This is a genomic window from Mycobacterium sp. (genome assembly GCF_036488105.1).
Lineage (GTDB): Bacteria > Actinomycetota > Actinomycetes > Mycobacteriales > Mycobacteriaceae > Mycobacterium.
The window spans coordinates 1-13,284 of the sequence record NZ_DASXHW010000331.1 but is presented as its reverse complement, the minus strand read 5'-3'; the positions used below and the strand labels follow the sequence as shown (position 1 = coordinate 13,284).

The following is a 13,284-nucleotide window of genomic DNA, read 5'->3' as shown; positions in this document are numbered from 1 at the left end:
GGCCAGGCGCAACCCGGTTGCGCACCGACGTCAGCGCAGGGTGTTGACCTGGTGGAAGTTGAGGTAGGCCCGGGACGGGGTAGGGCCGCGTTGACCCTGGTAGCGGGAGCCGGCCCTGGCGCTGCCGTACGGGTTCTCCGCCGGGCTGGACAGCCGGAACAGGCACAGCTGGCCGATCTTCATGCCGGGCCACAGAGTGATCGGCAGGTTCGCCACGTTCGACAGCTCCAGTGTGATGTGCCCGCTGAAACCGGGGTCGATGAAGCCGGCGGTGGAATGGGTGAGCAGGCCCAGGCGCCCGAGCGACGATTTGCCCTCCAGCCGTCCCGCTAAATCCTCCGGCAGCGTGCACGTCTCCAGCGTGGAGCCGAGCACGAACTCGCCGGGATGCAGCACAAACGGCTCGCCCTCAGCCGGTTCCACCAGGCTGGTCAGCTCATCCTGTTGCCGCGCGGGGTCGATGTGGGTGTACCGCGTGTTGTTGAAAACCCGAAACAAAGTGTCGAGTCGAACGTCGACGCTCGACGGCTGCACCAAAGCGTCGTCGAAGGGATCAATTCCCAACCGCCCAGCGGCGATTTCGGCTCTGAGGTCGCGATCGGAGAGCAGCACGCGACGAGCGTAGCCGCTCCCCCGCCGACGGCGATGTCGATGAGCGATGCGATGCGGGTGCTGGCTGGCGCGGCCAACCCGCCAACGCGCAACGATCAGTTTGCAGATGGTATCCGGCCGAACCACGCGAACGAAAGATTCATAAACCCCTTCTTGATATCACAGCGGCGACCATTCGGGTCGTCGGCGTTCGACGAATGCCCGGAAAGCGGTGGCCGCTTCACCGCTGGTGGTGCACATGATCTGCGTGCGGTTCTCGATGTCGAGGGCCTGGCGCAGACTGGGTGCATCGAGGGTCTGCCACATCGTTTCCTTGGTCATCCACACCGCCAACGGACTGTTCTCGCTGATTTGGCGTGCGGTGCGACGGGCCGTTTCTAACAGGTCTGCCTCGTCGACGACGTCGATCACAAGTCCCATCTCGTGCGCTTCGGCGGCATCGAAGACCCGTCCGGTGAGCAGCAACTCAGCCGAACGCGCGGCGCCGACGAGGCGTGGCAGAAAGTAACTGGTCCCCATGTCGCACGCCGAGATACCACGCTTGATGAAGACGGCACCGAAGCTCGCGGATCGGCTGGCGATGCGGATATCGCAGGCCAGTGCCAGCGCGAATCCGCCACCGTGTGCGTGTCCATTGATGGCGGCAACGACAGGTTGGCGCAACCGGTGGATCTTCTCGAACAGGCTGGCCATGAGTTCCTGGGCGGCAAACGAGCGCACCAAGTCACTGCGGGCCGAGCCGAATAGCGACCCAATGGCGGTGCCCTCCGTCGCATCGGAATCAGTGGGGCCGGCCTTGATGTCTGCGCCTGCACAAAATGACGCGCCCTCTCCCGTGAGGATCACCACCCGGATGGCTGGATCGCCACCGATCCGGTCGATTTCGCGATGCAACTCAGCGACCGCGTTGCTGCTCAAGGCATTACGTCGGTGCGGGCGGCTCAGCTCCAGCTGGACGATGCCTGGTTCCAACTCGGTGACGCGGTGACCTTGCAACGTCAATCTCCTCCTAGATGTTGGCAGTGCGCCTAGTTCTTGCGCGGGCTCGGGGTCATGTAGAGAGTGATCGCCTCGCGAAGGCCGTTCAGCGCGTCGTCGATGTTGAGATGCGACCCGAAAGTGCGCTCGGCGTGCAGACCCCGAAGCGCGGCGGGCAGCAACGCACTGACTTGGCGCGCGTGACGCGGGTCGACGGTGATGCCATCGAAGAACTCACGAAACTGCGCGACCCAGTTGTCTTCCAGCGCATCGAGTGCTTGGGCGGTGCGGGGGTAGTGCCGTTCGAGCTCGATCCGGTCTTTGGCCAGCGCAGTGCGCAGATTGGTCACCACGGCGTTGTACGGCGAGTCGAATGCGTTCCAGAGCAGATCGATGACTTCGGCGACCCGCGTTTCGACCGATCCGGCCGATGGGCGGCCCCACACACGCGGGCCCGCGGTATCGAGGATGTGCCGGATCGCGGCGGCCCAGAATCCGTCGGCGTCGCCGAATTGATACTGGACTGTGCCCCACGTGACGTCAGCTTCTTTGGCGACCAATTTGACGCTGACCGTCTCGGGCCCACCGTTGGCCAGGAGGCGCAGGGCGACATCGAGGACATGCTTACGCGACGCCTCACTGCGCCGGTTCGGGCGTCGACCAGCCTTGAGCTTTCCTTCGGGTACCGTCATCGGCTCATCGTAGGTGGGACTTGTGATTTTCATTAAGATCGTTATGATACATGTGCGGCCGATCCGCGACTAGCAGCGATCGACCTTGTACCGCAGCCACCATGCGGCACCGGTCCGCACAAACCTCAGCGGCTGAATCAAGGAGACCTCAATGATGGGCACGGCTTGTCGCCGGGACATCGATGGGTCGAACCGGATCCCCACAACACCGAAGAGGCCCGATGCCTGTCGCACTCGACGATGACCAGAGCGCACTCGCGCAGACCGTCGCGGGCTTCGCCGAGCGCCATGACGCACGGGAGTCCACCCGCAAAGACACGGTGAAGCTCAAGGCAGGCGAGCGTCCGGATCATTGGCTGGAGCTGATCAGCCTGGGGTTGCATGCCGTGCACCTTCCCGAGGAGGTGGGCGGTGAGGGCGGCTCCATAGCGGACATCGCGGTGGTCATCGGTGAAGCCGGCCGCGCCCTGCTTCCCGGCCCGCTGCTGCCGACTGTGTGTGCCAGCGCGGTCGTATCGTCCGCAGAGCACAACGCCGCCGGCATCGGCACCCTGAAGCGTCTCGCCGCCGGAGCTACCGCCGCCGTGCTTGGGCCTGAATCGTCTCTGAACATCAGCGAGCATGACGGCACGACGCGGCTTGGTGGCGAAAGCGCCGCGACGTTGGGCGCAGCATCGGCCGAGCTGTTCGTTGTGGCGGCGCACGCTGCTCATGCCTCCGATGACGCGCCACTTTGGCTTGTGGTCGAGCGGCCAGCTGCCGGCATCGACGTCGCTGTCGAGGATGGCGTCGACCTAGGACGCGACCTTGCAGTCGTTCGGTTCTGCGACGTCGACGTCACCGACGCGGTACGGCTGAGCGGCATCGACGCCGATCAAGCCGCCGACATCGTCGTGGCGATGATGGCCGTTGAGGCCGCCGGGATCATCGCCTGGTGCTCGGATGCCGCGACCGAATTCGTCAAGTCGCGCACCCAATTCGGCAGACCCATCGGGGCGTTTCAAGCGGTTCAGCACCGCGCGGCACAGCTGCGCATCACGAGCGAGCTGGCCACGGCCGCGGCGTGGGACGGTGTACGAGGTATTGCCGACACCGCGAAACAGCGCCGTCACGCCGTCGCGGGCGCCGCCGTGACGGCGCTAGGCCGGGCCGTGCACGCGGCGGTGGAATGCCTTGCGTTACATGGCGCTATCGGGTTCACCTGGGAACATGATGTACACCTGTACTGGCGTCGAGCCATCGCGCTGGCCGGGCTGGCAGGACCGGTGGAGTCGTGGGAGACGCGACTCGGCGAGGCCGCAGTCGACGGTCCGCGGGACTTCACCGTGACCTTGCCAGATGCCGAAGAAGATTTCCGTCGGTGGGTGGCAGGGATCCTTGATCAGGCTGCGGCACTGTCCAACCCGCACCCGTCGCCGATGGGGGACAACGATGCGGTGGCCACCGGCCCGCGCCGCACTCTGCTTGCCGAGCGCGGACTGGTCGCCCCGTCCTGGCCGCGCCCGTGGGGACTTGACGCCAACCCGCTGCAGCAGCTGATCGTGCAGGAGGAGTTCGACCGCCGCGGCCTCGAGCAGCCGTCAATGGCGATCGGCCAATGGGTCTTGCCGGTCGTGCTCAAGCACGGTACTCCCGGCCAGATCGAGGCGCTGGCCGGACCATCGCTGCGCGGTGAGCTGATCTGGTGTCAGCTCTTCAGTGAACCCGACGCCGGCTCCGACGTCGCGTCACTGACGTTGCGCGCGACCAAAACCGACGGCGGATGGCTGTTGAGCGGCCAGAAGATCTGGACCACCCAAGCCCACCTCGCCGACTGGGGATTGTGCCTGGCGCGCACCGGGGCCGAGGATTCCAAGCACCGCGGCCTGAGCATGTTCCTGATCGGCATGACCAATCCGAAGCTCGACGTGCGGCCCATCAAACAAGCCAACGGCGAGGCAGAGTTCAACGAAGTCTTCTTCAACGATGCGTTCGTGCCCGACGCGATGCTGCTCGGACAACCCGGCGAGGGCTGGGCGCTCACCATCGACACCCTCGCCCAGGAAAGACTGTTCATCGGCACCTACCGCGACACCGGCAACGAAGCCCGCATCCGCCGCATCATCACCGACGGGCAATACGCCGGAACACCCGATGACGCGTTGCGCACCCTCGGCCGCATCAGCGCCCGCGGCGCGGCGATCGCCGCGATGAATCTCCGCGAAACGTTGCGCCGACTACAGGGCCAGCAGCCAGGACCAGCCACCAGCGTCGGCAAGGCCGCAGCCTCGATGCTGCACGTCGACGCCGCCGCGGCCGCGTTGAACCTCATCGGGCCACTGGGCGCCCTCAGCGAAACCTGTTGTGAGCCCGTATTTCACGAACTCGATATACCAACCTGGGTGATCGGCGGAGGCACACTGGAGATTCAGTTGAACACGATCGCAACTTTTGTCCTCGGTCTGCCCCGACGCTGATGAGCCAACGCAACCCGATCATCGACGTGGTGGCCAGCGGGCTGCATATGCCCGAGTGTCCCCGCTGGCACGACGAACATCTGTGGTTCTCCGACATCCGCGGTGATTCCGTGCACCGCCTCGACGACGGCACCGTCTCGCTCGTCCACCGATTCCCTGCCGGGGAGGAACCCGCGGGCCTTGGTTGGCTGCCCAACGGGGATCTGCTGGTCGCCGGCATGGCCAAACGCATCATCTACCGGATCGCCGACGGACGTGCCACCGTGCACGCCGACCTGAAACCGCTTGCACCACATCAGGTCAACGACATGATCGTGACCTCTGATGGCACGGCGTTCGTCACCCAGCTCGGCTTCGACCTCGACGCGCAGCCCGAACTCCGGCCCACTATCGTGATCCGCGTCGACCCGGACGGCACCATAGGCACAGCGGCCGACGACCTGATGGTGCCCAATGGCATCGCCGTTGACGACACCGAAAGCACTGTTGTGGTCGCGGAATCCGGGGGGGCCCGGCTGACCAGATTCGCTCTTCGCCACGGTGTGCTGTCCGACCGCGCCATCGAGCCACTACCCGCCACCGCAGCCGTGCCGTTCTGCGCCCCCGACGGGATATGCCTCGACGAACAGGGCGGCCGTTGGGTGGCCGATTCGATCAATAAACGCGTGTTTCGCGTCCACGACGGGGCTATCACCGACGAACACCACCTCGGACAGTTCGTGCTGGCCTGCGTCCTCGGCGACCACGACCGCCGCAGCCTGTACATCTGCGTCACCGACGCATGGCACAAGTCCGACACCACTGAGCAGCCGACGGGGCGCATCCTGCGGCTTCGAGTCGCCACTCCCGGCGTCGGACGCCCGTAAGTTCTTGCCCCCAACCAATGCCAGGAAAGATGATGAACGGTCCGCCCCTCTTCAACCTGTCCTCGGTCTTCTCAGCCGTGGCGGGCGCTGTCCCCGATCAAGAGATGCTGGTATGGCGGGAACGCCGCTTGACATATGGCGAGGTTGATCGCCGCATCGATGCCCTGGCCGCATACCTGCGCACGGTGGAACTCGGCTGTCATACCGAGCGAAAGCAGCTGGCGCGTCACGAATCCGGGCAGGACCACCTGGGAATCTATTTGCGCAACGGGACCGAATACCTCGAAACGATGATCACCGGCTTTCGCGCTCGGGTGGCGCCCTTCAACGTCAGCTACCGCTACGTCGAGGACGAGCTCACCTTTCTGCTTGCTGACGCCGACGCGCACGCCGTGGTCTATCACGCAGAATTCGCACCGCGCATCGCTGCCATTCGGACACAATTGCCTAACCTGCGGGTGCTCATCCAGGTCGCCGACGACTCGGGCCACGACCTGCTGTCGGGGGCCGTCGACTACGAGACCGTCATCGCTGCAACACAACCCGTAGCATCGGTCGAGCCCTCTGGTGACGACTTGTACGTCCTCTACACCGGCGGCACCACCGGCATGCCCAAAGGGGTGCTGTGGCGGCAGCACGACATCTTCCTGGCCGCAATGGGCGGACGTCCTTTCGGCAGCGACAACGCCCTTGCCTCGTACGCCGAACTCGCCGAACGCGCACGTCAAGCCGCAGGCGCGGTCTCACTGTTGATGGTGCCGCCGTTCATCCACGGTGCCGCGCAGTGGGGCGCCTTCCATGCCATCACCATGGGGGGCCGCATCGTGATTCCCAATGACGTGCATCGCCTCAACGCTCACGAGGTGTTGGATTTAGCCGAACGTGAGAAGGTGCTCAGCATCCCGGTGGTGGGCGACGCCATGGCGCGGCCCCTCGTCGAGGCCCTCGAACAGCGCCGGTACGACTTGACCGCCTTGGCCGCGGTGTCCAACGGCGGTGCACCTCTGTCACCGTCGATGCGCGATCGGATCATGGCCGCGTTGCCGCACGTGTCGATCATCGACGGCGTCGGCTCATCAGAGTCGGGCATGCAGCTCAATACGCTCTCCAACAAAGATTCCCAGACGGAGACCGCGACATTCAATCCTCAACACGACACCGCGGTGCTTTCTCCCGAGCGCGACAGAATTCTCGCCCCCGGCGAAGGAGACGGTTGGCTGGCTCGGCGCGATCTCATCCCGCTCGGTTACCTTGGCGATCCCGACAAGACCGCGCAGACCTTTCCTACCGTGAACGGAATCCGGTGGTCGGTACCCGGCGATCGCGCACGGCTCCTGCCCGAGGGGCGCATCGAACTTCTCGGTCGTGACTCGCTCACCATCAACTCCGGAGGCGAGAAGATATACGTGGAAGAAGTCGAGCGCGCCATCGCCGCGCACCCGGCGGTCACCGACGTCGTCGTGGTCGGCCGGCCCTCGCCGCGTTGGGGCAGCGAAGCCGTCGCCATCATCGCCCTGGACACCGAAACGTCCGTCACTGACCACGAACTCATCGACACCTGCAAAAGCAGCATCGCCGGCTACAAGATCCCCAAGGCATTCATCCGCGCCCCGATGATCATGCGTTCGCCCGCAGGAAAAGCCGACTACCGATGGGCTGCGGCCCTCGCCGCAGCGGACCGATAGGAAGGAGGGAGGGATGGGATCTCAACGCGTTGTACGGCTATCCACGACCAGCCATACCCGCTACCGACTGTTCGTCGCTGCTTCCGATGTTGGAGAGCTGGTCGCCTCGGCGGGTGGTTGGATGTGCGACCGCATACATGCCGGTTGGGATGTCACCGTGGCCGTCAGCGAACCGCGCGACCTACGTCCGCTGCGGATTCTCGGCATCACCACGGTGGTGACCGGTCATGGATTCCCAACCATCGGTGACCGAGGAGAAGCCGCGGCCATTGGTATCGCATCCGAAGCGTTTGACCACAACGAGCTCCTAGGCCGCGAAGTGCTTAATTTTCTAGACCAAGGTGCCACCGAGGTCACCATCTGGGGTGGGACCATACCCTCGTCACTCGAGGGTCGTGTCCACAGAATGCAACATCGGCTCAGCGGTGCGGCCCGCGCATTCAAGACGCATGCCGTTGCGGCAGCGGCGATTCCGGCTGCCGAGGTCAGTGCCACCGAGGAATTTTTCAGCTCCGTGCGGTGCTACGACCCGTCAGGTCCCAACGGCATCGGCCACCGTTTGATGGCAGCACACCAGGCAGACCATCCAGCGGATACGTAATGGGCCTGCGGTGGTTGTCAATGGCCGGCCTGGCATGAGTCAGACCATCGCGACACGAGACCGTTAGGCGGCGGGCACAACTGCGTTCCACTCGTGCACCTGCAGGGACACACGAGTGATCGTTGCGCGGATCGGAGTCGGTGCCGGCGGTACGGAAGCGATCGACCTATTCGACGTCCTCGCCGCTGGCTGGCGCGGCCAACCCGCCAACGCGCAACTGGTGCTGCGAACAAATTCCATTCTTAAGTCAAAGTGTCCATAACATGAACGCCAGGGGTTTTTAATATGAACTATGGATGCTATACAGATGACCGCCGCTCGTCGGTCGCACAACCACATGCTGCGGGTGCGACTGGTCGGGATCGCCGAATCAATGGTCGGCGCCGCTATTGCACTGGCACCGCAGGCCAGTGCAGATGGTCAGGACGACAACTTCCTGGCACTGCTTGCTCGGGCGGGTGTTCCTGCCCACGACAACATCCCGTCTGTCATCGAATACGGTCACCAGGTGTGTCAGGCACTTGACGGCGGAGAGTCCGCGGCAGCGGTGGTAGACACACTGGCGAACCATGGTTATGGCGAAGACCCCTCTCATGACCTCGGCCAGTACCACCGCACTATGGTCCGATTCGTCAGGGCCTCGGTCACAGCTTTCTGTCCGGGGAACCAGGGAAAGGTGGCTTCTGTCGCAGGGTCGAGCGGAAAGTACCGCATAGCGCTCGTCGGGCAGTCGATTCCCAACCCACCGCAGATTCCGCCGCAACCCGAGCCGGCGATCAAGTTTCTGATACCACCTGTCGCTGCACCGTCACCGGCACCGAAAGAAGCACCCCCACCGAAGCAGGTGCCCCCGCCTCCGCCAAAGGTGGTAGAACCTCCCGCGGCCGGAACTCAGGGAGGCGCGGGTGATGGAGGCGCCGGCAGTGGGGTCAACGGGGGTGGAAGTGATAGCGGGGGTGTACCAGCGCAACCTGCACCGCGACTCCCGGAAGGCCACATTGCCTTAGCCCCGTAAGCTCCGAACTTCTTTTAGTCGTGACAGTCTTCTCGACCAAGGAGAAGCACCTACTCATCGCCTCTTCGAGCACTAATGCATGGGTTTTGCTTGGCGTCGCGCCGGGTCGATCCCCAACCGGCCGGCGGCGATTTCGGCCCCGAGGTAACGATCGGAGAGCAGCACGCGACGAGCGCATCCGCTCGCCTCCGTGACGTTGGATGCTAGCCTTCCCAAGCAACATCGCCGATGTAGTTCAATGGCAGAACATCAGCTTCCCAAGCTGAATACGCGGGTTCGATTCCCGTCATCGGCTCCACTAATCGGCCAAGGCATTCAGCCCGTTCGCTGGGCTGAGATTTGCGGGCGGTACCCCGTTCGTACCCCGATCTGCTGAGCGAAGATCACCGCGCCGATGATCCTGCCGGGATCCAGTTGAGCAATTCAAACTCGTGACGACCGCAGCGCCTGAACTCGCTTCTCGCGCGACGACGACCGGGTCGCGCGACAACGCGACGGGCCTACGCGCAAGCAAAACCGGCTAGCGGGTCTTGCCTAAGACGCAGATAGTCTACGATTCCGCCGTGGAAACCAAAGGGGCGCAATCGTAAGGGGAAAGCGGTTTTTGGCCTTAGCGGCCGCCGCCGGCACCGCCACCGAGGTAACGGCCGCCGCCGGCACCGCCTCCGCGACCGCCGCCGGCTCCGCCGCCGAGGATGCGTCCGCCGCCGGCTCCGCCGCCGTCAAGGATGATTGCGCTGGTCTGAGTCATGGGCCCACACTATCGCCGAATCCTCTGTGACAGCAATATGATTCAAGGTAAACACCAGCTCGATAAGTATGAACGCAGGGAGTAATTCCGTTTAACAACGGGTGTTCGCCGTACTGATGCTGAACTTGAATATGTCGCCATCGCGTTGCCGGCCGTACCAAGCCGCGCCGAGCATCGTGCGGATGTCTTAGAGTTCGGCCGTGACTCAGACTCACGAGCACGCCGACGCCGACGCCGAACAACCATCGCCGTGGGCACCGCTACACAATCCCATTTATCGCAACCTGTTCATCGCGTCGTTCGTCTCCAACATCGGGACGTGGATGCAAAGTGTGGCGGCCCAATGGTTTTTGGTGGAAAAGCACAGCAGTGACGTCATCGTCGCGCTGGTTCAGACGGCGAGCCTTGGGCCGACGCTGGTTTTCGCGTTGTTCGCCGGTGTGCTGGCCGATCTGTTCGACCGGCGCCGGTTACTGATCGTTCTGCAGACGTATGCGGTACTGGTGGCGCTGGCCCTGGCGGTGCTGACCTACCTCGATCGCGTCAGCCCGACAGCACTGTTGATGTTCACCGTGGCCATAGGCTGCGCTTCTGCACTCGCGGGCCCGGCCTGGCAGGCGATTCAGCCCGAGGTGGTCCCGCGCGAGCAGATACCGGCCGTCTCGACCTTGGGCAGCGTCTCGGGAAATGCCTCCCGCGCGATCGGACCGGCGATCGGCGGCGTGGTCCTGGCATTGGCCGGTCCCGCAGCGGTCTTCGCAATCAACGCGCTTTCGTACGCGGGAATCATCGTTGCCCTGCTGGTGTGGAAACGACCCAAGCAGATCGCACCACTCGAACGAGAACACTTCGGCCAGGCCATCGTCACCGGATTGCTGTTCGTCAACAACGCTCCGATATTTCGCAGAATCCTTTTGCACGCAGCGCTTTTCCTGTTTCCCGCCTCGGCCCTCTTGGCACTGCTACCGGTGGTCGCCGCCCGCAATTGGCACCTGGGCGCCAGTGGCTATGGCGTGGCGGTGGCGGCCGTGGGTTTGGGCGCTGTACTCGCTGTGGCGGTGGCCGGGGTGATACGCCAGAAACTCTCTGACAACCTGCAGCTGGCGGCGTCTGCCGCCGCCTACGGTCTGGCAATCCTGGCCGTCGCGTGGCTTCCGTTCGCTGCGGCGCTACCTTTCCTGGTGATCGCGGGGATGGCCTGGTTGATCACGCTGACCACTTTGAACGCAGCAGCCCAGCTGACGTTGCCGCGCTGGGTTCGGGCCCGCGGGTTGTCGGTGTATCTGCTGGTCGCCACCGGATCTCAGGCGATCGGCGCGTATGCGTGGGGTGCCCTCGCCACGCGGGCGGGACTCGACGTGGCGCTGCTCGGGTCGGCGGCCGCGCTGGGCGTTGTCGTCCTCAGCGTTGCCGTGCTGCCATTGCGGCCGGCCACCGGCAAGATAAACGTCGAGGTTTCCCATGCGTGGCCGACGCCGATGCTCGTGTTTGAGCCATGCCCAGACGACGGACCGGTACTGGTTGCCGTCCGCTACCACGTGCCGGCCGAGAATCGCGAAAAGTTCGTCCAGTCGATGGGCAATGTCAGGCGATCACGGCTACGGACGGGTGGCCACAGCTGGCGGCTGTATCACAGCGTCGGACAACCCGACATCTTCCTCGAGCGGTTTACCGTCGCGTCCTGGAGCGAATTTGAGCTCCAACGCACCGAGCGCTGGCTGGACTACGACAGTCAGGGCGTCACCAGGGCGATCAGCTATACCGTCGACAATGCCCGCCATCACGAGTACTACCTGGCTAGGCGTGTGCCCCGATGAGTCTGCGTCGATGTGGCGCCCACTACTCGGCTGGTGGTCGGCGCATCGCTTAGGAGAGATGCGGGATCAGGCTGCGCCGCAACACTTTCGCTGCGGCCACAATGTCGGAGTCGGAGATCGTCGGTGTTTTGCGACCGCCGCCGGCAACTCGGCTTTCGCTGATAGCGGCCGTCGCGGCGCATCGGCATCGTGGATCGCCAATAGCTGGCCCGCTGTTTCGGCAGCTGAACGTCCATTTATTTGCATCCAGCCTTCTACGATTCTTTGATCAACGGCCGACCAGACTGAAGGGAGCTTGCGCTGGACCGCAGGAAGCTGTCGACCATCGGACTTCGATTCGAGCATTCGCGAGTCGGCGAGTTCGCTATCAGCGTCGTGGTAGTGCTGGCGCTGACGATCGGCGTGGTGTGGAGCATGCCTGACGCCGAATTCAAGCGACGGCTCGTACCGGTGCTACAACCGGTCGCTGTGGCGACGGGGCTGGAGCAGGACTGGCGGATGTACGCCCCGGAACCGCTTGGGCGACTGGAATTGGTCGAGGTTCGTGTCACCATGACCAATGGCGTCGAGCGGGTGTGGACGCCTCCCCGCGGCGACCGGGTGCTGGGAGCGTTCGCCTGGTATCACTGGCAAAAGTTGAAGGAAAATCTTGTGCGGGTGCCGGCGATCCGAGTTGATATGGCGCACTGGGTAATTCATCAGATCACCGAACGCTCCGAGCGCGCCGCACGGGTGCAAATGGTTCTGCGCACCGAGTTACTCCCGGACCCGGGGACCGACAGCCCCCGCACGGTCGCAGAGGAAATCCTGTACGACGAAATCTTGGCCGGCGGCCGATGAGCGAGCCACCAAGCCGCCAGCGGCGTTGGCCGGCGACCGCGGTGGCGACCTGGCGGACGTTTTGGTTCCAACCGCAGCCGGCATACACCCTCGGCCTGATCAGGATGGCGTTCGGAGCGGTGGCGATCGGCTGGGCGGTCTCACTGCTCCCTGAGCTGTATGCGCTGTTCGGCCAGCACGGAGTCGAGCCGCAGCAACCTGAGAGTGCCTATCAGTGGAGTGTTTTCGCGATCTGGACCAGTGACCATTTGCTGCTTATCGGATGGATCCTGCTACTGGTGTCTTCGGTCGCGCTGATGATCGGCTGGCACAGCCGACTGGCCGCGCTAACGGTGTTCGTGCTCATTTTGTCCTTCGAGCATCGAGACCCGTGGGCGTTCAACACCGGCGATCTCGCTGTGCGCATCGAAGCCTTGTTCCTTGCGATCTCGCCGTGCGGCGCCGCACTGTCGCTCGACCAACTGCGCGGCGCCGGCAAGTTCTGGTCGGCGCAGCAGCGCCCACAATGGCCGGTGCGGTTGATGCAAGTGCAGCTGTCGTTGATCTATCTCGCGTCGGCGCAGGCCAAGCTGAATGGCAACGCGTGGCCGCAGGGCACCGCCGTGTCCTACGCCCTGCGACTGCCGGACATGCTGCTGCTACCCACGCCGCACTGGTTTACGACCAGAGCGCTCCTGGTGAACGCCGTCACCTGGGGCACGCTCGGCATCGAGCTGTCGGTTGGGATTCTGGTGTGGAACAAGCGATTACGGCCATGGGTGCTAGCGGCGGGCGTGGTGATGCACACCATGATCATGATCACCATCGCGGTTGGATTTTTCACCCTGGCCGTGTTCGTCCTCTACCTCGCGTTCGTCCCGCCCGACATAGTGGAGCGTCTTCCGGGTAGCGCCAAAGACTTGGCGAGGAAGCTGGTCGCGGCGCTTGCTCGACGTCGGCAGAAATCCAGGAATCAGAACGAGAATTCGGAC

General features: G+C 64.1%; 12 protein-coding genes and 1 tRNA gene. 9 read left to right on the top strand and 4 right to left on the bottom strand.

The window, feature by feature from the left end:
- Window positions 1-30: 30 nt before the first annotated feature.
- The 3 genes from dcd to VGH54_RS17565 form a co-directional block, all read right to left on the bottom strand.
- Window positions 31-612: a dCTP deaminase gene (dcd, locus tag VGH54_RS17575; protein ID WP_331513353.1), complete on the bottom strand. Its 582-nt coding sequence runs from the start codon at window positions 610-612 to the stop codon at window positions 31-33.
- Window positions 613-771: 159 nt separating this feature from the next.
- Entirely contained in the window at window positions 772-1,608 is an 837-nt protein-coding gene (locus tag VGH54_RS17570; RefSeq protein ID WP_331513354.1) for an enoyl-CoA hydratase/isomerase family protein, read from the bottom strand.
- A 32-nt stretch (window positions 1,609-1,640) separates the two neighbouring features.
- A complete protein-coding gene (locus VGH54_RS17565) occupies window positions 1,641-2,282 on the bottom strand; it encodes a TetR/AcrR family transcriptional regulator (RefSeq protein WP_331513352.1) in 642 nt (213 codons plus the stop codon).
- 221 nt (window positions 2,283-2,503) lie between these two features.
- Between VGH54_RS17565 and VGH54_RS17560 the strand changes: the two genes are divergently transcribed.
- From VGH54_RS17560 to VGH54_RS17535, 6 genes are all read left to right on the top strand, one after another.
- Entirely contained in the window at window positions 2,504-4,738 is a 2,235-nt protein-coding gene (locus VGH54_RS17560) for an acyl-CoA dehydrogenase (protein WP_331513351.1), read from the top strand.
- The gene (locus VGH54_RS17555; RefSeq protein ID WP_331513350.1) at window positions 4,738-5,604 is read left to right on the top strand and encodes an SMP-30/gluconolactonase/LRE family protein; all 867 of its coding nucleotides are present in this window, start codon (window positions 4,738-4,740) and stop codon (window positions 5,602-5,604) included. The genes VGH54_RS17560 and VGH54_RS17555 overlap by 1 nt, the downstream gene beginning before the upstream one ends.
- 32 nt (window positions 5,605-5,636) lie before the next feature.
- Complete coding sequence (locus tag VGH54_RS17550; RefSeq protein ID WP_331513349.1) at window positions 5,637-7,289, top strand: acyl-CoA synthetase; 1,653 nt, start codon at window positions 5,637-5,639, stop codon at window positions 7,287-7,289.
- 13 nt (window positions 7,290-7,302) lie between these two features.
- On the top strand, window positions 7,303-7,890 hold the full coding sequence (locus VGH54_RS17545; protein ID WP_331513348.1) for a hypothetical protein: 588 nt from the start codon (window positions 7,303-7,305) through the stop codon (window positions 7,888-7,890).
- 292 nt (window positions 7,891-8,182) lie between these two features.
- Complete coding sequence (locus VGH54_RS17540) at window positions 8,183-8,905, top strand: DUF732 domain-containing protein (RefSeq protein ID WP_331513347.1); 723 nt, start codon at window positions 8,183-8,185, stop codon at window positions 8,903-8,905.
- Between the two features lie 224 nt (window positions 8,906-9,129).
- Window positions 9,130-9,203: transfer RNA gene (locus VGH54_RS17535), tRNA-Gly, on the top strand.
- 312 nt (window positions 9,204-9,515) lie between these two features.
- Here VGH54_RS17535 and VGH54_RS17530 read toward each other — a convergent pair.
- Entirely contained in the window at window positions 9,516-9,656 is a 141-nt protein-coding gene (locus VGH54_RS17530; protein ID WP_331513346.1) for a hypothetical protein, read from the bottom strand.
- A gap of 200 nt (window positions 9,657-9,856) precedes the next feature.
- On the opposite strand from VGH54_RS17530, the gene VGH54_RS17525 reads away from it, so the two are divergent.
- The 3 genes from VGH54_RS17525 to VGH54_RS17515 all read left to right on the top strand — a co-directional run.
- Window positions 9,857-11,473 (top strand): MFS transporter, encoded by a 1,617-nt coding sequence (locus VGH54_RS17525; RefSeq protein WP_331513345.1) that lies wholly within the window; start codon window positions 9,857-9,859, stop codon window positions 11,471-11,473.
- Window positions 11,474-11,854: 381 nt separating this feature from the next.
- On the top strand, window positions 11,855-12,313 hold the full coding sequence (locus tag VGH54_RS17520) for a hypothetical protein (RefSeq protein ID WP_331513344.1): 459 nt from the start codon (window positions 11,855-11,857) through the stop codon (window positions 12,311-12,313).
- On the top strand, window positions 12,310-13,284 hold a 975-nt coding region (locus tag VGH54_RS17515), incomplete at its 3' end, for an HTTM domain-containing protein (RefSeq protein ID WP_331513343.1). The genes VGH54_RS17520 and VGH54_RS17515, both read left to right, overlap by 4 nt.